We start from the raw sequence: 20,480 nt of genomic DNA on the forward strand, positions 1-20,480 counted from the left end.
TAGGTGCCACTGAAGTACGTCTGCACGTTCGTCAGACTGCTACCACTGATCACACCCCGGTACAGGCGCGTACCACGAGCGCAGGCGACATACAGGGCGTCCCGCACCACCGCGATACCCGAGCAGGAGCCCTCGGCCGTTGGATACGTACGCACCGGCGCGATATAGCCCGCCGTGCCGCAGGTGCCACTGGTGCCCTCACAGGCCGGCCACCCGTAGTTCCCACCCTTGGTGATCAGATTCGTCTCGTCCATGATGGAGTTGCCGAACTCCTGCTCCCACAGGCGGCCCTGCGAGTCGAACGCCAACCCCTGCGGGTTGCGGTGACCGTAACTCCACACGTAGTTACCGAACGGGTTGTCCGACGGCACGGTTCCGTCCGGGTTCAACCGCAGCACCTTGCCCTCCAGGGCCGCGCGATCCTGCGCGTACGTGCCGTTCTGCGCATCACCCGTACTGGCATACAACTTGCCGTCGGGACCGAACCGCAGGCGGCCACCGTTGTGGAACTTGTTGCGCCGGATCCCGCTGACCAGGATCTGCTCACTGGAGGTGGTCAACCGACCGTTCTCCAGCTTGATCCGCACGATCCGGTTGTCACTCGGCGACGTGTGCATGATGTACAACCACCGGTCACTGGCGAAACCCGACGAGATCGCCAGACCCAGCAGGCCACCCTCACCATCGGTGCTCTGCACGTTCGGCACCGTGCCGACGGTGGTCTTCGCCCCCGTGGCGGGGTTGAGCTGGATGATGTCGTGCGCGTCGCGGCGGCTGTAGAGGACGCTGCCGTCTGGCAACGTCGCCAGCCCCCACGGGACGTCGGTGTCGGTGGCCACCTGCCGCACGGTGCACACCGGGTTGGCGCAGGAGGTCCCGGTGCTCACCGAGACGGTGGAGCTGCGCGCCGACGCGTTGTCCTGACCGTCACGGGCCGCCACCTGGTACTGGTACGTGGTGTTGGCCGCCAGTCCGCTGTCGGTGAAGGTGGTGACCGGAGGAGTGCCGGCGACCGTGCCGACCTTCACACCGCCGCGGTACACGTCGTACGCCCGAACCCCGACGTTGTCGGTCGACGCCGTCCAGCGCAGCGTGACCGTCGTACCCGAGGCGGTGCCGGTGAGCTGCGTGGGCGTGCTCGGCGGCAGGGTGTCGGCCTGACACTGCGGCGGTGTGATCGTCACGGTGGAACTGGCCTGCGACACGTTGCCGGCGGCGTCCCGCGCGTTCACGTACAGCCCCCAGGTCGCGCCGGGCACCACGGTGAGGTTGGCGGACAGGGTAGTGCCGCTCACCGAGGTCATGAGCTGGCCGTCGTGGTAGATGTCGTAGAAGGCCACCGCCACGTTGTCCGTCGAGGCGTTCCAGGCGAACGTCACCGAGTTGCAGGTCAGGCCGCTCACCCGAGCGTTGCCGGGCGTCGTGGGTGCCTGGCTGTCGGTGCTGCCGAACGACGACGTCCAGCGCTGGTTGGCCTGCCCGTTGCAGGTCCAGAGACCGACGGTCGTGCTGTTGGCCGTGCCGCCGCCGGTCACGTCCAGGCACAGCCCGGACTGGACGCCGACGATGGTTCCGTCGGTGTTGATCCGCCACCGCTGGTTGGCCCCGCCGGTACAGCCGTAGATCTGTACGGCGGCCGGGGCGGTGGTGTCCTGACCGACCACGTCCAGGCACATCGTCGCGTCGTAGACCCGCAGCTCACCGGCTGTGGTGAACGTCCACGCCTGGTTGGCCTGCCCGCCGCAGTCGTAGATGTTGACACCGGTGCCGGCGGTCCGGCCGCCGCCCACCACGTCCAGACACCGGCCGGACGCCGCGCTGACGACTGTCGACGGGCCGGCCGCGGAAGCCGGCACCCCGAGTGTCACGGCCACCAGCACTGCCACGGTCACCGGCGGCAGCAGCCGTCGTGGTCTGACCCGCGCGAAGATTCTCATCCGTCCTCCAAGGTCGGGGCATCGACCGGCCCGACCCCACGCCGGGCGACCCAGCGCCCGACCAGACCGACGAGAAGACAACATCGACCATCAAAGATGGATTCCTGGCACATGTCAAACGATCCCGCTCCATCGAGGACAAACCGCGTCAAGGCCTCGGATCGGCGCGGCCTGCCCGACCGCGGCGGGCTGCGGCGGGGCACGACCGACCACGGCGCGGAGGAGCGGGCAGGCTGCATCACGGCGTGCGGCAGGAAGGCTGCGGCGTGGCGTGGCGTGGCGTGGGGCAGGCAGGCGGGCTGCGGCGGTGCGGCTTGGGGCAGGCGGGCTGCGGCGGTGTGGCGCGGCGGCCCAGCAACCGCCGCGCCACCGGCGCCTGTCGGCGCCGAAGCCGGACCGCCCGGTCCGCCGCTCCGGGCGGCCCGGCAGCGCAGCCTCCACCTGGCCGGGCGGGCCTCCCGGCGGCGGCGGAGCACTGCGCGCACCGACGTCGTGCGACGCGATGGCGTCGACCGGCCACCCCGCCATCGGCGACCGGTACACCGGGTTCGCCGCGGGCGACCCGGATCGACGTTCATCGAGGTCCGTCGGTGGCGAAAGTATTGGTACGACACGGACGCAGTGTCAACGTTTATCGGAACCTTTGCGAAAGGTCAGACGGGCCAATCATCCCGCCGACTGTTCGTCATCACTGGCCGGGGCACCGGCCAGGCGATTGAACCGGCTGTCGACGGCGACTCTGCTCGCCAGCCCGTTGAATTGACGCCGATAGTTCCGATGAATTTCCGGATCACGCCCCCCGCAGGTCAGCGCCTGGTGGGCAAACCGCCCCCAGGGCAGCCTCCACCGCGAGTGGATCGCCACTGCTCCGCGCGGGGACACCGGGCACACGCACACCCGTCCGGGCTATCGGAGGACTTCCGGAACTTATTGACGGCCTCGAATTCCCGCTGCAATACTCCGATCCACCGCGATCGATGCGACTCGGCGTCCGTCAGGTTGCTGTCGATCTCCCCACCCACCACCCACACGTCCGGACCGTGCTGTCCTTACACACCGGGACGGGCCCGGGCCGGTAGAAGGGGCACAGATGAGCACTGTCTCCGCTGGCACGCTCGTACGGTCCAGGCCACTACGGGCGGCGCTGTCCATCCTCGTAACCGCCGCCGCAGCGTGCGGGATCGTCGTCGTGGCCACCGCCACTCCGTCGAACGCCGCCACCTGCAACGGCTACGTCGGCCTCACCTTCGACGACGGCCCGACCGGCAGCACCAGCGCCCTGCTGAACGTGCTGCGCGCCAACGGCGTACGGGCCACCATGTTCAACATCGGGCAGAACGTGCAGAACAACAGTTCTGCCGCGCAGGCACAGGTGTCCGCCGGCATGTGGGTCGGTAACCACAGCTGGAACCACGCCCACATGACGTCGATGAGTCAGTCCCAGATGCAGTCCGACCTCTCCCAGACGAGTTCGGCCATCCAGTCGGCGACCGGCACCCGTCCCCAGTTGTTCCGACCTCCGTACGGGGAGACCAACTCCACTCTCCAGTCCGTCGCCTCCTCGCTCGGGATGCGGCAGGTGATCTGGGACGTCGACTCCCAGGACTGGAACGGCGCCAGCGTCAGCCAGATCGTGTCGAACGCCAGTCGCCTCCAGGCCGGCCAGGTCATCCTCATGCACGACGGCATCCAGAACACCCGGGACGCCATCGGCCAGATCATGGCCAACCTGACCAGCCGCAACCTCTGCCCCGGCATGATCTCGCCGTCCACCGGCCGGGCGGTCGCGCCCGACGGTGCGACCCCACCGCCCAGCGGTACGACCCCGCCACCCAGTGCGACGACTCCGCCGCCGAGCGGAGGCTCCTGCACCGCCACCGCGACGACCCCCAACGTCTGGGGCGACCGGTACAACACCTCGGTGACGGTCAGCGGAAGCAGCACCTGGACGGTGGTCGTGGCCCTCACCTCGCCGCAGCGGGTCTCCACCGTCTGGAACGGCAACGCCACCTGGGACAGCAGTGGCACGGTGATGACCGTGCGGTCCAACGGCAGCGGCAACACCTTCGGTTTCACCACGATGTTCAACGGCAACAGCAGCGCCCGGCCGCAGATCCGCTCCTGCACCGCCGGCTGACACGCAGAATCGTCCCGCGTGGCGCGCACGGCGGCGCCGCGCGGGACACGTGCGCCCACCCGTAGCCGCGCATGTGCGGGTCTGTCGGTGACGGGGTAGGGTCGTCTTCGGGTCAAGACATGCGCCCTCCAGTGGTCAACCGCGCGACGACACTCGTCACTCGCGGCTGATCACCCCGTTTCTGGGTGGAGGTGTCATGTGACAGGCCAGCGTCCGGTTCTTCAGCCGGAGCCGTACGACCCCCACTCCCCGCAGTGGATCCAACCCGCCAGACCCCTGCTGTCCCTGGTTGTGCGCGACGAGGGTTCGACCAGGTCGATCGTGGTGGCTGGTGAGATCGACATGAGCAACGCCCACCTGCTCACCGAGCTGGTGGAGTCTCTCAGTGCCACGCCCGCGCCGCTGATCACGCTGGACCTGTCGGAGGTCCGCTTCCTCGGCGCCCACGGGGTGAGCGCACTGCTACGGGCCCGCGAGCTGGCCATCTCGGCCGGAGGCCGCCTGACACTGCACGATCCGTCTCCGTTCGTGCTGCGCGTCCTCGCGGCCTGCAAGGTGCTACGGCACCTGGGGCTCGACGCCCAGACGGCTTCGGTCACCTCCCCACTCACCGCCGACGTCCCTCGCCCGGCATGCCTCGGACGAGGGCTGCGTGAGCGCGGTCATCGCCGAGCCGAAGCGAACTGAGGACGTTTGTTCTCGATGCGTTCGGCCGGATAGGGCTTTTTTCCCCCGAAAGGACAGGCATGTTCAACCCGCTTGATCACAAGGGTCTGCCACTGGACAGCCAGCTCCGCAACTGGCGCGAGCTGAATGTCGACCCGATCGACCCCGAGGCGGTCGACCCCTATACCCGGTGCCGGATCATCACGATGAACGGCATCGAGGTCGAGGCGATCAACTTCTCGCACCAGTTTGCCCGGAACTGCCCGGACCAGGAGGTCCGCCGGCAGCTCGCCTACGTCCGGTATGTGGAGAGCCAGCAGCAACGGGTGGTGAACTGGCTGCTCCCGGGCGCGGCGAGCGTGCTGGAGACGACGCTCGGCTATGAGCAGGTAGCCGTCGACCTCACCGCCTGGGTGGCCCGGCACGAACCCGACCCCTACCTGAAGCAGGCGTACGAATTCGGTGTGCTGGAGGACTTCGACCACCTGTACCGCTACGCCAACCTCTACGAGATGGTCGAGCGACGCAAGGCGGAGAAGATCGTCGACGGTCTGACCGAGGTCATGCCGGGCCGGCCGACGGTCCAGGAGCACCGGCATCCCTTCGACGAGGTCCGCACCCCGTACGACCGCAACTCCGTCGACCCGCGCTCGAAGTTGCACGCATTGACGATCCTCTCGGCCGAGCAGCAGGTGATGTTCTACTACATGAACGTCGGGCCGCAGTACATGGAACCGATCGCACGCCAGCTCTACCAGGAGATCAGCCTGATCGAGCAGGAGCACGTCACCCACTACGAGTCGCTGCTGGACCCGGGCGAGAACTGGTGGGAGCGGCTGCTCACGCACGAGTACAACGAGTGCTGGGTCTACTACTCCTTCCTCCAACAGGAGAGCGACCCCCGCATCAGGGCGATCTGGGAGCTGCACCTGCAGATGGAGTTGGCCCACCTCCAACAGGCCGCCGACCTGCTGCGCCGGCACGACGGCCGGGAGCCGGAGGAGATCGTCGGCAGCGCCGGCCTGCCCGAGCCGCTGACGTTCGAGCCCAACAAGGACTACCTGCGGCACCTGCTGGCCACCCAGATCGATCTCACCAAGCTCGGTGAGGGCTACGTCCGGGAGGCCCACGAGCGCTTCGAGTGGATGCAGCAGCAACTGCACGACGGTCAGCAGCCGCCGAGCGAGCAGGTCATCGACATGCACCGCGAGCGCTTCGGCGACGAGTACCGCATCGAGACCGAGGGACCGCATCCGGTCGAGGCGTTGCGCACCAAGGGAGGCAGCCATGCCTGACACCGGCACTCCGGCCACCCCCGGACCCGTGGAGGACGTCGTCGACCTGCTGCTCGCTCAGCACGCCCAAGTCGAGCAGCTCTTCCTGCTGGTCATCGGCGGCACCGGCGACACCCGGCGAGACGCCTTCGACGATCTGGTCAAGCTCCTCGCCGTCCACGAGACCGCCGAGGAGGAGGTCGTCCACCCGCTCGCCCGGACGCTGCCCGGTGGTGGCGGCGACGCGATGGTCGACGACCGGCTCGACGAGGAGCGTCAGGCCAAGGAGACGCTCAAGACGTTGATCGACGGCGGAGTGGACGCCGACGGCTTCGACACCGGCATCATCCTGCTGCGCGACGCCGTGCTGACCCACGCCCGCTACGAGGAGCGCTACGAGTTCCCGCTGCTGCGCCAGCACGTGCCGGCCGACCGCCTGCGCAGCCTCGCCACCGCCGTACGCGGCGCGCAGGCCACGGCACCGACCCGACCGCACCCGAGCGCCCAGTCAGCCACGGGCAACCTCGCGGCCGGACCGGCGTTGGCGATCATCGACCGGGTCCGCGACGCGCTGCGCAAACCCTCGGGCAGCTGACCCGGCGGGATGACTGTCGAGGGGCCGCCCCTGGCACGGGCAGCCCCTCGGGTCATCGACCGCCCGCGCCCCCACGGCCCCGCCCGCCCGCGTCGCCCTGAACCGCCTTCGCGACGAGGGACTCCGCGACCTCGCGGACCTTCCGGTTGCTGTCCTGGGAGACCTTCGACAGCAGCGCGAATGCCTCCTCGGCCGTGCACCGCCGCTCCCCCATGATGATCCCCTTGGCCTGCTCGATCACCGCCCGGCCACGCATCGCCTGTCGCATCTGCTCGGCCAGCGTGGTCGCGTTGTCGTACAGGTGCGCGTTGGCGAGCGCCACCGCCGCGTACGACGCGAAGCGCTCCGCGACGGTGACCGCCGCCGGATCGAAGGCGTTCGCCGGGCCGCCGTAGACGTTGAGCGCACCCACGACCGCCCCCTGGATCGGCAGCCCGATGGACAGGGAACTCCCCACGCCTGCGGCGTGCGCTTTGGTCGCCCACGCCGGCCACCGCTGCTCGGAGGCCAGGTCGGGCACGGAGAGGGTGTCGCCACTGGCGGACGCGTCCAGGCATGGGCCACGGTCCAGCTCGTACTGCCAGTCGTCGAGGTCACGGGCCAGGTCCGAGGTGAACGCCGCCGTCCAGCCGACGCCGCCGCGCAGCAGGGTCACCGACACCTCCCGGGCCGGAGTGACGGCTCGGCGGGCCAGCTCGGCGACCCGGCCCAGCATCTCGTCGAGGCTGGTCTCGTCGAGTCTGATCCGGCCCAGCTCGGCCAGCATGTCGGGGTCGTCCATGGCAGGTCCCCTACCCGGCGTGCCAGCAGCTCACACCCCGGCGAGAAGGTGCCGCACCCGGGGGTGGCACGCCACGGGGCGGGGGTCTGGCTGGTGGTCGATCTGCTGTTCCACGACCGGGACGACCTGGTCGCGCTACGTCGGCGCCGCCCTCGGTCCCCCGGTGGCGCTCAGCCCTCGGTGTCCTGGCCGCCCTGCGGAAGGCTTGCCACGCTACGGAGCAGCGCAGCCCTGAACTGCTGGTACAGGTCGCGGCCGAGCGCGTCGGAGAGCGTCCGCTCGATGACGGCCACGAAACCGTCGGACGCCTCCATGAGCCGCAGTCCCCGCTCGGTCGGAATGATCAGTTTCGCTCGACGGTCGGCCGGGTCCGGCGTACGTCGGACGTAGCCCAGCCGCTCCAGCTCGTCGAGGATCGCGCCCATCGTCTGCTTGTTCCGCCCGGCCAGGCGCGCCAGCTCGCCGGGGCGCGTTCCCTCCGGGTCGAGGTAGGCGAGCACGGCGCCGTGACGGGGTCGCACATCGTCGAAGCCCTCTGCGGCCGCGCGCGTGAAGATCTCCCGCTGGACGCGCCCGGAGAGCTGCACGGCCAGGACGCCGAGATCGGGGTCCTGCTCCTTACGTGTGCTGCGCTTCATATTTTGGTCCAATCATTGGACGGTACAAGTTTTGGACTATATCGTTTCGCCGGTGACCAGCGGCCCGACCAGGTCCGCGTGAAACCGGAGGACGACCATGACCATTCTGATCACCGGAGCGACCGGCACCGTCTCGCGGGAGGTGCTGCGGGAACTCGCCGGCAACGAGCAGGTGCGGGCGCTCGTGCGGGATCCGTCACGGGCGCCCGCCCTCGACGGCGTCGAGTACGTCGTCGGCGACCTGGACCGCCCCTCGACGCTGACGCCGGCGTTCGAGGGCGTCCACACTCTGTGGCTCCTCACCCCGATGGGTCCTCTCGCGCCGAGCAAGAGCATGAACGCGGTCTGGGCCGCGCGGCAGGCCGGCGTACGGCACATCGTCCGACTCTCGGCGATCGGCGCCGCGCACGACGCGCCCACCCGCAACGGCCGCCTGCACGCGCTGTCCGATGCCGAGGTGCAGGCGTCCGGCATCCCCTGGACGATCCTGCGACCGAGTTTCTTCATGCAGAATCTGCTCGGGTCGCTGGCCGGCGAGCAACTTCACGGACTCTTCGGCGCGGCGCGGGTCGGTGTCGTCGACACGCGGGACATCGCCGCCGTCGGGGCCGCGATCCTCGCCGCGCCGGAGCCACACGAGGGCATGATCTACACGCCCACCGGTCCGGAGAGCATCACCCTGGACCAGGCGGCCCAGGACATCGGCCGGGCGCTCGGCCGTCCGGTGCGGTACGTCCCGCAGAGCCCGGAGCAGACGCGCGACGGCCTCCTCGCGGCCGGCCTGGACGAGTGGTCGGCGGAGGTCCTCGCCGAGTACCGGGTCGCCTACGGCGCCGGCTGGGGCGACTTCACCAACGACCACGTCGCCCGGGTGACCGGCCGGCCGCCACGGACCCTCGCCGAGTTCGCGCACGACCACCGCGAGCAGTTCGCGGCTGCCTAAACGGCCACGGCCCGCCGACGCGCTCTACGGTGACCGTGCCGGGGAGCGCGTCGGTGTGGCCGGCACGACGCGCTGGTGTCATGAGGAGCACATCATCGGTCCGGCGATTTGTCCGGTTCGGCCACTCGAATCCTCAGGTAGGTGGAACGATGACTGTCGTGGGAACTGCCAATACCGCCATGCCTGCCATCTCGCCCCTTGCCGGCGAGCCGATCAAGCGCGCCGACGCCGAACGCCTCGCTGGAGTGCTGAAGGCGTTCGCCGATCCCGCCCGACTGCGACTGCTCAGTCTGATCCAGGCCGCCCCGGAGGGCGAGGCCTCGGTCACCGACCTCACCGCGCCACTCAACCTCTCTCAGCCGACCGTGAGCCATCACCTGCGGATCCTCACCGAGGCCGGTCTGATCGAGCGTGAGAAGCGCGGCGTCTGGGCGTACTACCGCATCGTGCCGTCGGCGATCGCGGCGATAGCCGACCTGCTGACCCCGCCGCGCAAACGGCCGACGAAGAAGACCCGCTGAGCGACCGCCTCGCCGACGTCGGCGACGGCCGTCGTCGTCAGAGGACCCGGGCGACCGCGCCGTTGAACGACACGTCCCGCACGGACGGGCGCGGCTGTGGCGCGTCGTCGGCGTGCCAGTGCGCCACGGAGACGATGCCCGGCTCGACGATGTCCAGGCCCTTGAGGAGGGCCGCGAACTGCTCGGTGCTCCGGGCCTGGAAGCGGCCGTCCCGGTTGTTGGCATCCAGCTCGGCGGTGACAGCGGGCGGCAGATGTTCCCAGGTCACGTGCGAGGCGACCACGTAGCTGCCGGACGGCAGCGCGGCGACGAGTCGGTCGAGGATGCCCTTGGGGTCCTCGTCGTCGCGGATGAAGTGCAGGATGGCCACCAGCATCAGCGCGACGGGCTGGGTGAGGTCCAGCGTCGCCCGCAGTTCCGGATGCGCGAGGATCTCGGCCGGCTCCCGCAGGTCGGCGTCGAGGTACGCCGTCCGACCCTCGGTGGTGCTGGACAGCAGCGCGCGGGCGTGGGCGAGCACGATCGGGTCGTTGTCGACGTAGACGACACGGGCCGACGGGTCGACGGCCTGCGCGACCTCGTGGGTGTTGTCGGCGGTCGGGATGCCGGTCCCGATGTCCAGGAACTGCCGGACACCACGCCGCGCCAGGAAACGCACCGCGCGTTGCAGGAACATCCGGTTCTCGACCGCGGCGAGCCGGATGGTGGGCATCGCCGCCGCGAGGGCGTCACCGGACGCCCGGTCCGCGGCGAAGTTGTCCTTGCCGCCCAGCAGGTAGTTGTATCTGCGCGCCGGGTGCGCGACTGACGTGTCGATCCGGTCGGTAGCCGAAGAATTCCCGCCGTGTGACGTCATCCGACCTCCCCGTCGCCGCGCGTCCTCCACAAGGTACACATCCCGGTGGCGAGGCGCGTACCGGCCGGCGCCGGTCAGGAGGCGCAACCCTGGGCCGCCTCGGCCGCCTCCGCGCCGCGTACACCGGCCAGGATGTCGGCGGCGGTGTGCGCCCGGATGCCGGACTGCGCGTCCTCGGCGAACCGGGCGACGACCGCCCGGACGTGCCGCTCGGCGGGTGCGGCGAGGCCGTCGTAGACGGTCTCGAAGAGCTCCCGCGCCGGCCGTCTCAACCATCCGGCCGGCAGGAGGTCCAGGGGCAGTCGGGGGTCGAGGGTGGGAAAGCGGCGGAAGGTGTCCATGACCTCGGTACGCGTCCGCACCGCCGCCGCGCCGTCGACGCCACCGGAACGCACCTGCGGCACCAGGGGCCTCCATCGTCGTAGGAACTCCTCGTAGTGCCGGCTGATCGCCTCGACGTCCCAGGCGTCGATCGGTGCGCGCTGGGCGATGGCGTCGAGGTCAGCCTGTCGCCCGCGGAACACCGTCACGGCGCCCGGGGCGAACCGGGCGAGCTGGGCCCTGCCCTGCGCACTCAGCTCGTACGGCGAGATCCACAGTCCGTCGTAGAGGGGCGCGTACCCGAGCCAGCGGAGCTGACCGCGCAGGGCCCGCCGCTGCGCGCCGCGATCCTGCGGCAACGAGAAGGCGACGATGGTCCAGCAACCGTCCCACGCGGTCACCTCCGTGGTGGCGGCCAGGATCCAACTGCCGCCGCTGGACAGGTTCGCGGCGGCGGCACGGCTCAGCCGGTAAGAGCTCCGCCGTCCCTCGCGGCTGCCCTCCAGCACGGCGCGACGGGCCAGCCGGCTGATCGCCGCGCGCGCCCCGGCCGTACTCACACCGGATTCGGCCAGCAGCGCGACGAGGGCCGCGGACGGAACCCGCGCACGGGTCCGCAACGTGTAGTCGGCCAGCAGGGTCACCGCGAGGTCCTGCGGGGAGCTGCCGGACTGCCGCCGAGGCAGTCGCGGGGGGTCGTCCCCGTGGTCGGGATAGATCTCCTCGATGGTGAAGGGGTCTGCCACAGGCGCTCCCGGCTCGACTCAGGGACGGGTGCACCGACTCTAGACGGACCGTCCGGGCAGCGGTGTCGACACCATCGCGCTTTGATCGAGATGCATCGATTGACACTTTGGCGACCGCGAGGAACACTATCTGCTACGCGACGCCGTACGCAGCCGGGCACAGGGCGAGCACACGTAGTGGGCGAGGCGCGATCACCACGGGGAGTTGGGCGCACCCGTGACCGCACAGCGCGCGCGACCACACCCACCCCGCACAGGCGATCGAAGGAGTCATCCCCGTGAAGATTCGAAGGAAACTGCTGCTCGGCCTGGTCACGTCACTGGTGGCCGCCGGCCTGGTGGCCCCCGCGCTCCAACCCGCGTACGCCGCCTCGCTCACCGAGGTGACCACCTTCGGCGACAACCCGGGCCGGATGCGCATGCACGTCTACGTGCCGGACACCCGCCCGGCCAAGCCGGCGATCGTGGTGGCCATGCACGGCTGTGGTGGGTCCGGCCCCGGCTTCTACTCCGGCAGCGATTTCGCCGCCCAGGCAGACCGGTACGGGTTCATCGTGATCTACCCGAGCGCGACCCAGCAGGCCGGCTTCGGCAACTGCTTCGACACCTGGTCGGACGCCGCCAAGCGCCGCAACGGCGGCAGCGATCCCGTGTCGATCATCTCGATGATCCGCTATGCGCAGCAGCAGTACGGTGGCGACCCCGACCGGGTGTACGCCACCGGCAGCTCGTCCGGCGGCATGATGACCAACCACATGCTGGCCCTGTACCCCGACGTGTTCAAGGCCGGCGCGGCGTTCATGGGAGTCCCCTACAACTGCTTCGCCAACGCGGCGGACTATCCGCCCGGAAGCAGCCAGTGCACTGGCGGAAACATGAACCGGACCCCGCAGCAGTGGGGTGACGCCGTGCGCGGGGCCTACCCCGGCTATTCCGGTCCCCGTCCCCGGGTGCAGTTGTGGCACGGCACCAGCGACACTCTCGTGCCGTACTCGCTGCTCCAGGAGACGATCGAGCAGTGGACCAACGTGTTCGGGCTCAGCCAGACACCGACCTCCACCGACACGCCGCAGGCCAACTGGAACCGCCGCCGGTACGCCGACGCCAACGGAACCGTCCAGGTCGAGGCGTACAGCATCCAAGGCGCGGGCCACAGCCTGCCGGCCGGCGGCATGGCCGCTGTCGCGGTCGCCTTCTTCGGCCTGACCACCCCCCCGAGCCCGACCACGCCGCCGCCGAACCCGACGACGCCCCCGCCGAACCCGACCACGCCCCCGCCGAACCCGACGACGCCCCCGCCGAACCCGACCACGCCCCCGCCCAACCCGACCACTCCGCCGCCGAGTTCCGGAGCGTGCCGGGTGGGCGTCGCCATCAACGCCTGGAACAGCGGCCTCACCGAGAACATCACCATCACCAACACCGGCACGAGTGCCGTCAACGGCTGGTCGCTGGTCTTCACCCTGCCCGGCGGCCAGAGCATCACCTCGGGCTGGAACGCGACCTACTCCCCCACGTCCGGTCAGGTGACGGCCCGCAACGCCTCCTACAACGCCAGCATCCCGCCGAACGGATCGGTGACGGTCGGCTTCCAGGCCACGCACACCGGCAACACCGCACAGCCGAGTTCGTTCACCCTCAACGGCGCGACCTGCACGGTCGCCTGAGCGACAGCGAGCCGTTCCGACCAGGTCGAACCGGCCCCGCCGCTCGCCGGCGGCGGGGCCGGCCCGACTCAGTTTCCGGCGGGCACCTGGTCCACGACCTCGTCGTACCCGACCGCGCCGGGCGCCGCCGTCGGCGCGTAGATCACGCGGAGCACGCCCGTCGGGAAGGTCTCGGTCGAGACGACCCGCAGGTGGTACGGCGAATCGCCGTCGTCGAAGAGCCGGCGGCCCTTGCGCGCCGCCACGGGGTGCACCAGCAGACGCAGCTCGTCGACCAGGCCGGCGGCGAGGAGCTGCTGCACGACCGAGATCGACCCGGGGATGAGGATGCCCTTGATCCCGGAGTCGGCCTTGAGCGCGGCGACGGCCTCGGGGAGATCGCCGGCGATCAGCTCGGAGTTGCGCCAGGAGAAGTCCAGCGGCTGGCGGGAGACGACGACCTTGCGGACGTCACCGAGCTGCTTGGCGAACCCGGCGTCCTCGCCACCCGCGGCCTCCCGGTCGGGCCAGGCTCCGGCGAAGCTGTCGTAGGTGACCCGACCGATGAGCAGCACGTCGGACGTGTCGTAGTCCTCGGTGACGGCGCGGCCCATGTTCTCGTCGAAGTACGGGAAGTGCCAGTCGGGGTCGATCTCGGCGACGCCGTCGGCCGAGATGAACAGCGTGGAGATGACCTTCGCCATCGCGGTGCTCCTTTGCATGAGGTGCTGTCGGGCTCATAGACGGGCACAGCATCGCAAACTCGTACGACGGTTACCGCCCTCTGCGGCCGCGTGCCGCCGACCGATCGCTCCCGTGGGGTCTGCGGCACGAGACGCGAACGAGCCCCGGCCGATCGCGGCCGGGGCTCGTCAGGTGACGCAGGATCAGGCGATGTCGAACCGGTCCAGCTCCATGACCTTCGTCCAGGCGGCGACGAAGTCACGCACGAACTTCTCGCGCGCGTCCTGGCTGGCGTAGACCTCGGCGAGGGCGCGCAGCTGGGAGTTGGAGCCGAAGATGAGGTCGACCGCCGTGGCGGTCCACTTCACCTCGTCGGTGGCCAGGTCCCGGATCTCGTACACGTGCTCGTCGGACTCCGACGCCTTCCACCGGGTGCCCGGGGAGAGCAGGTTGGCGAAGAAGTCCCCGGTGAGCACGCCGGGCCGGTCGGTGAGGACGCCGTGCGACGCGCCGCCGACGTTGTTCCCGAGCGCGCGCAGGCCGCCGACGAGGACGGTCATCTCCGGTGCGCTCAGGTTCAGCATGTAGGCCCGGTCGATGAGCAGCACCTCCGGCTGGGTCTTCTCGCCGGCGCGCAGGTAGTTGCGGAAGCCGTCCGCGCGCGGCTCGAGGACCCGGAAGGAGTCGACGTCGGTCTGCTCCTGGGTGGCGTCGGTGCGGCCCGGCCGGAACGGCACGGTCACCTCGACGCCCCCGTCGCGCGCCGCCTTCTCGACGGCGGCCGAGCCGGCCAGCACGATCAGGTCGGCGAGCGAGACCTTCGCCCCGCCTGCGGCGTTGAACTCCTGCTGGATGCCCTCCAGCGTGCTCAGGACGGTCGCCAGCTGCTCCGGCTGGTTGACCTCCCAGCTGCGCTGCGGCTCCAGGCGGATGCGCGCGCCGTTGGCGCCGCCGCGCTTGTCGGTGTGGCGGAAGCTCGCGGCGGAGGCCCAGGCGGTGGAGACCAGCTGCTCGACCGTGAGGCCCGAGTCGAGGACCTTCGCCTTGAGGGCGGCGATGTCGGCGTCGCCCACCAGCTCGTGGTCGACGGCCGGTACCGGGTCCTGCCACAGCTGCGGCTCGGCGACCCACGGTCCGAGGAAGCGCTCGATCGGACCCATGTCGCGGTGCAGCAGCTTGTACCAGGCCTTGGCGAAGGCCAGCGCGAACTGGTCCGGGTTCTCCAGGAAGCGGCGCGAGATCTTCTCGTACGCCGGGTCGACGCGCAGCGACAGGTCGGTCGTGAGCATCGTCGGCTTGTACTTCTTCGACGGGTCGAACGGGTCCGGGATGATCTCCTCGGCGTCCTTGGCGACCCACTGCTTCGCGCCACCGGGGCTGGTGGTCAGCTCCCACTCGTACCCGAACAGGATCTCGAAGAAGCGGTTGCTCCACTGCGTCGGCACGTCGGTCCACGTCACCTCGAGGCCACTGGTGATCGCGTCGGCGCCCTTGCCGGTGCCGTGGGTGCTCAGCCAGCCCAGGCCCTGCGCCTCGATCGGGGCACCCTCGGGCTCCGGACCCACGTGGTTGTCGGCGACACCGGCGCCGTGGGTCTTGCCGAAGGTGTGACCACCGGCGATGAGGGCGACGGTCTCCTCGTCGTTCATCGCCATCCGGCCGAAGGTCTCGCGGATGAAGTGCGCCGCCGCGGCCGGGTCCGCGTTGCCGCGGGGGCCCTCCGGGTTGACGTAGATGAGGCCCATCTCGGTCGAGCCGACGCCGGCCGCCATCTCCTTCTCGGAGGAGTACCGCTCGTCGCCCAGCCAGGTGTCCTCCGGGCCCCAGAAGATCTCCTCGGGCTCCCACACGTCCTCACGACCGAAGCCGAAGCCGAAGGTCTTGAACCCCATCGACTCCAGGGCCACGTTGCCGGCGAGCACCAGCAGGTCGGCCCAGGAGATCTGCTGGCCGTACTTCTGCTTGACCGGCCACAGCAGGCGACGAGCCTTGTCCAGGTTGGCGTTGTCCGGCCAACTGTTGAGCGGGGCGAACCGCTGGCCGCCGTCGCCGGCGCCACCGCGGCCGTCCTCGATGCGGTAGGTGCCCGCGGCGTGCCAGCTCATCCGGATCATCAGACCGCCGTAGTGGCCGAAGTCGGCCGGCCACCAGTCCTGCGAGGTGGTGAGGACATCGGTGATGTCCCGCTTGAGGGCCTCGACGTCGAGCTTGGCGAACTCCTTGGCGTAGCTGAAGTCCGGTCCGAGCGGGTTGCCCTTGGACGAGTGGGCGTGCAGGACCGAGAGGTCGAGCTGGTTGGGCCACCAGTCCCGGTTGGTGCGCGGACGACCACCGGTCTTCGGGGTCGGCGAGTCGATCGCCGGGTTCTCGCTCTCACTGCCCTGCGCGGTGACCGAGTCGTGCGCGACCGGGCAGCCGGCCGCGGCCTTCTGGTCCACGCCCTGCGCGCTGATGGGGCCGTTGTCCTGGGTGTCGCTCATGTACTTCCTTCCGAACTGGCGGATCGCTGGGAGGTGCGGTCGGCTGCGCAATCGGGGCAGATGCCCCAGTAGACAACCTCCGCCTCGTCGACCACGAAGCCGTGGTCGTTCGAGGCGGTGAGACAGGGTGCGTGGCCGACGGCACACTCGACGTCGGCGATGGCGCCGCAGGAGCGGCACACGACATGGTGGTGGTTGTCCCCCACCCGTGACTCGTAGCGGGCGGTCGCGCGGGCGGGCTGGATGCGCCGCACCAGGCCCGCGTCGGTGAGCGCGCGCAGCACGTCGTACACCGCTTGGTGGGAGATGGTGGGATGCTCCGCCCGGACCAGCGCGATCACCGTGTCGGTGTCGACGTGGGGGTGATCCCGCAGCACCGCGAGCACGGCCAGCCGGGGTCGCGTCACTCGCAACGAGACCCCTCTCAGCTGCGCTTCGAGGTCGGGCACCACGGGCTGCACACTAGCTCACTTTTTTGGAACGAATCAAGTTTTCGGCCACCGGCGCGTCGGCGTGGCGCACCTTCCACCTCCGGTTCGTCCGGCGGCAGGTCCGGAAAGTCTCCGGAAGTTCCGAGCAACATTCATCAGATGTTGCCGCCGGGCCGGCCGGTCGGCGCCGGCCCGGCCACCCCCTCTAATCGACTTCTGACCTCGACAGATGCTTTTCGTCGCGAGCATGGCGACGGGTTCACCGCTGCCGTCACCCTTCCGGAAAATGTTGACAAGTGGACGACCGGCTCAATACCGTCCACATCGACGGCATTCAATTGCCGCCACCGCTCGCACCGCGACTGCCGCCTCCGGTCGTCGTGCGGGACATCCGGTCAACCACCACCACGCGGTACGACGCCGTGGCCGTCACGAACACCCGACAGCCCAACGGGTCGTACCGCACCGCTGGCCTCGTGCCAGCCGTGACGAGGAGGAAACACCTCAATGATCGACACCGAGCACACCCCCACCGCAGCGCCGAGGCGCGGCCGCTTGCGGCTGCTCCTCGGCGCCGCCTGTGCGGTCGTCCTGGCCATCACCGGGACGGTCACGGCCACCAGCGCGTACGCCGAGGCCGACCGGACGCTCACCTCGAGCCTGACCGGCACGCACAACGGCTACTACTTCTCGTTCTGGAAGGACGGCGGCAACGCCAGCATGACGCTGCGCGAAAACGGCCGGTACTCCAGCAGTTGGGACCGGAGCACCAACAACTGGGTCGGCGGCAAGGGCTGGGCCACCGGCTCGCGGCGGACGGTCAGCTACTCGGCCAACTACAACCCGGGGAACAACAACACCTACCTCGCCCTGTACGGATGGACGCGCAACCCGCTCATCGAGTACTACGTGGTGGAGAACTTCGGCAGCTACAACCCGAGCAACGGCGCCACCCGGTTGGGCACGGTCACCACCGACGGCGGCACCTACGACATCCTGCGCAGCCTGCGGACCAACGCCCCGTCGATCGACGGCAACCAGACGTTCTACCAGTACTGGAGCGTCCGTCAGAACAAGCGCTCGAGTGGCACCATCACCACCGCCAACCACTTCGACGCCTGGGCCCGCGCCGGCCTGAACCTCGGCACCAACCACGCCTACCAGATCATGGCCACCGAGGGCTACCAGAGCGCCGGCAGCTCCGACGTGACAGTGCAGGAGGGTGGCGGCGGCAACCCGACCTCCGGGCCGACCTCCGGGCCGACCTCCGGACCCACCACCGGCAACCCGGGCGGCGGCAACTGCACCGCGACGCTCTCCGCCGGCCAGCAGTGGGGTGACCGGTTCAACCTGAACGTCGCGGTCAGCGGCACCAGCAACTGGATCGTCAGTCTCGGCCTCAACGGCGGTCAGAGCATCCAGAACAGCTGGAACGCGTCCGTCAGCGGCACCAGCGGGACCGTGACGGCCCGGCCGAACGGCAACGGCAACAACTTCGGCATCACGGTCATGGCCAACGGCAACTGGACCTGGCCGACGATCACCTGTCGCACCAGCTGACGCACTCTCCACCACACCGCACAGTCCGGCCCCCGCCGCCACGCGACGGGGGCCGGACTGTGCGCACCGGCTCTCACGAGTACAGGAGGTGCAGCATCATCCCGGCGTCGGCGTGGCCCAGGTTGTGGCAGTGGTTGGCCCACATTCCCGGGTTGTCGGCTCGGAACGCCACCTCCCACACCTCGCCGGGCCGGACGTCGAACGAATCCAGCCAGAGCGGACTTCCGGCCGCCGGCCGACGGTCACGGGACAGCACGAGGACATGATGGCCGTGCAGGTGCCACGGGTGCACGGCCTGCGACCGGTTGACGATCGTGAACCGGACGACGTCCCCTCGGCGGACGACCTGCGGCGGGATGTCCGGAGCGGCCGCGCCGTTGACGGTGTGGGCGTACCGCGGGAGCAGTCCGCGCAGGTCCAGGCCACGATCGAGGACCAGGGTGAACGTCCGGTCGAATCGGGACCAGGGCACCGCCGCCGGCTGGCCGTAGGTGAGCGGATCGAGTACGGGCCACCCGCCGGTCTCCGTCGACACCACGCCTGTCGAGTAGACCCGGCGTCCGTCGACGTCCAGCGCCACCGGTGTGTCAGCAGCGGTGAACACCAGGTCGTAGCGGCCCCCGGCCGGGATCAGCACGGCGGTGTCCCGCAGCGACGTCGCGCCGCTCAGCTCGTAGCCGTCGATCGCGGCGACCTGGAAGGCGGTTCCGGCCAATGCGTAGCGGTGCGTCGTGCTGTCGGTGTTGATCAACCGCAGCCGCACCGGGACGCCGGCGGCGACCTGCTCCACCTTCGCGTCCGGCAGCGGACGACCCGCCAGGGTGTGCACCGGCACGCTCACGTCGAGGCCGTTCGTCGGCCCGGGGCGCACCACCAGGACGCCGTACAGGCCCATCCGGACACCGACGTCCGAGACCGAGTGGGTGTGGTACCAGTACGTGCCGGCCTGGTCGGCGCGGAACCGGTAGACGAACTCCTGTCCCGGCAGCACCGCCGACTGCGTCACCCCGGGCACCCCGTCCTGATCATTCGGCACGTCGTACCCGTGCCAGTGCAGGGTGACGCCCCGCCCGATGTCCCGGTTGCGCAGCGTCACCTCCAGCACGTCGCCCACCGTGGCGGTCAACTCCGGCCCGGGCACCTGCGCGTCGAACGCCCACGCGGCGACGTCGTGGCCGCCCACGCTCACCGTGGTGGTACCGGCCGTCAGGGTGAACCGCCGGGTGGGTTCGTCGGGAATCCGCGCCTGCGGGTACGCGTGGTCGTGGGGTGCGGCGGGAGCGGCGCCCGGGGCGACGGCCAGGCCGGTCCCGGCCAGCAGCGCCGCGACCGCCACCGCGACGGCCGCCCGGGACACCGTCCGGGACGGGCGCGCGTCGATCAGACGCCACGAGACCGCCGTGGCCGTGACGACCCCGGCGACCACGAGCAGCCCCGCCGACGCCGACACCGGATAGCCGTGCAGGACCGTCACGAGCAGGGCGCCGCTCACGGCGTACCCGGAGAAGAGGAGCGGGACCGCGACGGTCCGGATGTCGTCGGCGGCCCGCAGCAGCCGCGGCCCGGCGACGGCGACCGCCGCGAGCGACAGCGGCGCGGCGATGACGACCTTCTCCGCGACGAACCACCAGCCGACGCGCGCGAGCGCGACCACTGTCGTCGCGCGGGCGAGCGTGGCCAGCAGGGCGACGGCGGCCAGCCCGAGTGCCAGGGGCCGCCGACGGGCGGCCGCAGCGGCCCCGCCGCCCAGCCATCCGACGGCGGCCAGGATCGCCAGCACGAGGTCCGCCGCGAGCAGCGAGGCGGTGGTCATGCCGGTTCCCCTTCCGGTACGACCGCCAGCGCGTCGCCCACCGGCGCCCCGGCGGCCAGCCGGCGCGCTCCGCGCAGGACGCCGACCACGACGTGCACCGCGACGATGCCGTTGACCGCGTGCAGCCCACCGACGATCAGGCCGAACGGCGTGCTGACGCCGACGGCGTCGGTGCCGGCGTTGGCGAGCATGGCGAGCAGCGCCTGCACGACCACCAGACCGAGCGGCAGGATCGCCAGGGCGATGAGTCGACCCGGCGCCCTTGCCAGCGCCGCGAGCAGCGCGGTGAGCAGGGTGAGGACCGGGATGACCGCCATGCCGTTGATGCTGTGCAGGGCGTACGCGCCGTCGTCCGCGGGCTTGGTGAACCCGCCGACGGCAGCGAAGACGAACTGGAGGGCGAACGCGGCGAGGAGCAGGCCGCTGCTGACGACGAATGCCTTACGCATGC

18 protein-coding genes are annotated in these 20,480 nt (G+C 70.3%); 8 read left to right on the top strand and 10 right to left on the bottom strand.

Annotated features, from left to right (window positions below):
* Positions 1 to 1,937: PQQ-dependent sugar dehydrogenase (locus ABZV06_RS26395; protein ID WP_355624852.1), on the bottom strand; the 1,937-nt coding region annotated here is incomplete at its 3' end.
* A 1,090-nt stretch (positions 1,938 to 3,027) separates the two neighbouring features.
* Here ABZV06_RS26395 and ABZV06_RS26400 point away from each other — a divergent pair.
* The 4 genes from ABZV06_RS26400 to ABZV06_RS26415 all read left to right on the top strand — a co-directional run bounded on the left by ABZV06_RS26400 (position 3,028) and on the right by ABZV06_RS26415 (position 6,609).
* Positions 3,028 to 4,074 (top strand): polysaccharide deacetylase family protein, encoded by a 1,047-nt coding sequence (locus ABZV06_RS26400; protein ID WP_355624854.1) that lies wholly within the window; start codon positions 3,028 to 3,030, stop codon positions 4,072 to 4,074.
* A 198-nt stretch (positions 4,075 to 4,272) separates the two neighbouring features.
* Positions 4,273 to 4,761 (top strand): STAS domain-containing protein, encoded by a 489-nt coding sequence (locus tag ABZV06_RS26405; protein ID WP_355624856.1) that lies wholly within the window; start codon positions 4,273 to 4,275, stop codon positions 4,759 to 4,761.
* Positions 4,762 to 4,820: 59 nt separating this feature from the next.
* Positions 4,821 to 6,035, top strand: coding sequence for a hypothetical protein (locus tag ABZV06_RS26410; RefSeq protein ID WP_355624858.1), 1,215 nt, complete (start codon positions 4,821 to 4,823; stop codon positions 6,033 to 6,035).
* On the top strand, positions 6,028 to 6,609 hold the full coding sequence (locus tag ABZV06_RS26415; RefSeq protein ID WP_355240202.1) for a hemerythrin domain-containing protein: 582 nt from the start codon (positions 6,028 to 6,030) through the stop codon (positions 6,607 to 6,609). Before ABZV06_RS26410 ends, ABZV06_RS26415 begins: the two co-directional genes overlap by 8 nt.
* A 52-nt stretch (positions 6,610 to 6,661) precedes the next feature.
* On the opposite strand, the gene ABZV06_RS26420 is transcribed toward ABZV06_RS26415, so the two are convergent.
* Together ABZV06_RS26420 and ABZV06_RS26425 are read right to left on the bottom strand one after the other, a co-directional pair.
* Positions 6,662 to 7,390: a GAF and ANTAR domain-containing protein gene (locus tag ABZV06_RS26420; protein ID WP_355240204.1), complete on the bottom strand. Its 729-nt coding sequence runs from the start codon at positions 7,388 to 7,390 to the stop codon at positions 6,662 to 6,664.
* Positions 7,391 to 7,560: 170 nt separating this feature from the next.
* On the bottom strand, positions 7,561 to 8,028 hold the full coding sequence (locus ABZV06_RS26425; protein ID WP_355624860.1) for a MarR family transcriptional regulator: 468 nt from the start codon (positions 8,026 to 8,028) through the stop codon (positions 7,561 to 7,563).
* Positions 8,029 to 8,125: 97 nt separating this feature from the next.
* Here ABZV06_RS26425 and ABZV06_RS26430 point away from each other — a divergent pair, with 97 nt between their 5' ends.
* Together ABZV06_RS26430 and ABZV06_RS26435 are read left to right on the top strand one after the other, a co-directional pair.
* On the top strand, positions 8,126 to 8,971 hold the full coding sequence (locus tag ABZV06_RS26430; RefSeq protein ID WP_355624862.1) for an SDR family oxidoreductase: 846 nt from the start codon (positions 8,126 to 8,128) through the stop codon (positions 8,969 to 8,971).
* Between the two features lie 179 nt (positions 8,972 to 9,150).
* Positions 9,151 to 9,492: a metalloregulator ArsR/SmtB family transcription factor gene (locus ABZV06_RS26435; protein ID WP_355240301.1), complete on the top strand. Its 342-nt coding sequence runs from the start codon at positions 9,151 to 9,153 to the stop codon at positions 9,490 to 9,492.
* Between the two features lie 37 nt (positions 9,493 to 9,529).
* Here the strand turns inward: ABZV06_RS26435 and ABZV06_RS26440 are convergent, their stop codons facing one another.
* Both ABZV06_RS26440 and ABZV06_RS26445 read right to left on the bottom strand, forming a co-directional pair.
* On the bottom strand, positions 9,530 to 10,348 hold the full coding sequence (locus tag ABZV06_RS26440; protein ID WP_355240212.1) for an SAM-dependent methyltransferase: 819 nt from the start codon (positions 10,346 to 10,348) through the stop codon (positions 9,530 to 9,532).
* Between the two features lie 74 nt (positions 10,349 to 10,422).
* Positions 10,423 to 11,415 (bottom strand): PaaX family transcriptional regulator C-terminal domain-containing protein, encoded by a 993-nt coding sequence (locus tag ABZV06_RS26445; RefSeq protein WP_355240215.1) that lies wholly within the window; start codon positions 11,413 to 11,415, stop codon positions 10,423 to 10,425.
* A gap of 278 nt (positions 11,416 to 11,693) precedes the next feature.
* Here ABZV06_RS26445 and ABZV06_RS26450 point away from each other — a divergent pair, with 278 nt between their 5' ends.
* Positions 11,694 to 13,082, top strand: coding sequence for a PHB depolymerase family esterase (locus ABZV06_RS26450; RefSeq protein ID WP_355624864.1), 1,389 nt, complete (start codon positions 11,694 to 11,696; stop codon positions 13,080 to 13,082).
* A gap of 68 nt (positions 13,083 to 13,150) precedes the next feature.
* Here the strand turns inward: ABZV06_RS26450 and ABZV06_RS26455 are convergent, their stop codons facing one another.
* From ABZV06_RS26455 to ABZV06_RS26465, 3 genes are all read right to left on the bottom strand, one after another.
* Positions 13,151 to 13,765, bottom strand: a complete 615-nt coding sequence (locus ABZV06_RS26455; RefSeq protein ID WP_355240221.1) for a dihydrofolate reductase family protein — start codon at positions 13,763 to 13,765, stop codon at positions 13,151 to 13,153.
* A gap of 183 nt (positions 13,766 to 13,948) precedes the next feature.
* Entirely contained in the window at positions 13,949 to 16,225 is a 2,277-nt protein-coding gene (katG, locus tag ABZV06_RS26460; protein ID WP_355624866.1) for a catalase/peroxidase HPI, read from the bottom strand.
* On the bottom strand, positions 16,222 to 16,677 hold the full coding sequence (locus ABZV06_RS26465; RefSeq protein ID WP_355240227.1) for a Fur family transcriptional regulator: 456 nt from the start codon (positions 16,675 to 16,677) through the stop codon (positions 16,222 to 16,224). The genes katG and ABZV06_RS26465 overlap by 4 nt, the downstream gene beginning before the upstream one ends.
* Positions 16,678 to 17,163: 486 nt before the next feature.
* Here ABZV06_RS26465 and ABZV06_RS26470 point away from each other — a divergent pair, with 486 nt between their 5' ends.
* Entirely contained in the window at positions 17,164 to 18,216 is a 1,053-nt protein-coding gene (locus ABZV06_RS26470; RefSeq protein WP_355240229.1) for a glycoside hydrolase family 11 protein, read from the top strand.
* Between the two features lie 73 nt (positions 18,217 to 18,289).
* On the opposite strand, the gene ABZV06_RS26475 is transcribed toward ABZV06_RS26470, so the two are convergent.
* Positions 18,290 to 20,029 carry a multicopper oxidase family protein gene (locus ABZV06_RS26475; RefSeq protein ID WP_355624868.1) on the bottom strand — a complete coding sequence of 580 codons (1,740 nt, stop codon included), beginning with the start codon at positions 20,027 to 20,029 and terminating at the stop codon, positions 18,290 to 18,292.
* Positions 20,026 to 20,478 (bottom strand): DUF6220 domain-containing protein, encoded by a 453-nt coding sequence (locus ABZV06_RS26480; protein WP_355624870.1) that lies wholly within the window; start codon positions 20,476 to 20,478, stop codon positions 20,026 to 20,028. Before ABZV06_RS26480 ends, ABZV06_RS26475 begins: the two co-directional genes overlap by 4 nt.
* Between the last annotated feature and the right edge of the window lie 2 nt (positions 20,479 to 20,480).

Source organism: Micromonospora sp. NPDC005172 (assembly GCF_040608555.1).
Taxonomy (GTDB): domain Bacteria; phylum Actinomycetota; class Actinomycetes; order Mycobacteriales; family Micromonosporaceae; genus Micromonospora.

Excerpts from the sequence above, each read along its gene's own strand:
- ABZV06_RS26420 (WP_355240204.1), bottom strand. The coding sequence starts at position 7,390 with ATGGACGACCCCGACATGCTGGCCGAGCTGGGCCGGATCAGACTCGAC.
- ABZV06_RS26425 (WP_355624860.1), bottom strand. The coding sequence starts at position 8,028 with ATGAAGCGCAGCACACGTAAGGAGCAGGACCCCGATCTCGGCGTCCTG.
- ABZV06_RS26400 (WP_355624854.1), top strand. The coding sequence starts at position 3,028 with ATGAGCACTGTCTCCGCTGGCACGCTCGTACGGTCCAGGCCACTACGG.
- ABZV06_RS26475 (WP_355624868.1), bottom strand. The coding sequence starts at position 20,029 with ATGACCACCGCCTCGCTGCTCGCGGCGGACCTCGTGCTGGCGATCCTG.
- ABZV06_RS26470 (WP_355240229.1), top strand. The coding sequence starts at position 17,164 with ATGATCGACACCGAGCACACCCCCACCGCAGCGCCGAGGCGCGGCCGC.
- ABZV06_RS26430 (WP_355624862.1), top strand. The coding sequence starts at position 8,126 with ATGACCATTCTGATCACCGGAGCGACCGGCACCGTCTCGCGGGAGGTG.
- ABZV06_RS26455 (WP_355240221.1), bottom strand. The coding sequence starts at position 13,765 with ATGGCGAAGGTCATCTCCACGCTGTTCATCTCGGCCGACGGCGTCGCC.
- ABZV06_RS26440 (WP_355240212.1), bottom strand. The coding sequence starts at position 10,348 with ATGACGTCACACGGCGGGAATTCTTCGGCTACCGACCGGATCGACACG.
- ABZV06_RS26435 (WP_355240301.1), top strand. The coding sequence starts at position 9,151 with ATGCCTGCCATCTCGCCCCTTGCCGGCGAGCCGATCAAGCGCGCCGAC.
- katG (WP_355624866.1), bottom strand. The coding sequence starts at position 16,225 with ATGAGCGACACCCAGGACAACGGCCCCATCAGCGCGCAGGGCGTGGAC.
- ABZV06_RS26410 (WP_355624858.1), top strand. The coding sequence starts at position 4,821 with ATGTTCAACCCGCTTGATCACAAGGGTCTGCCACTGGACAGCCAGCTC.
- ABZV06_RS26480 (WP_355624870.1), bottom strand. The coding sequence starts at position 20,478 with ATGCGTAAGGCATTCGTCGTCAGCAGCGGCCTGCTCCTCGCCGCGTTC.
- ABZV06_RS26415 (WP_355240202.1), top strand. The coding sequence starts at position 6,028 with ATGCCTGACACCGGCACTCCGGCCACCCCCGGACCCGTGGAGGACGTC.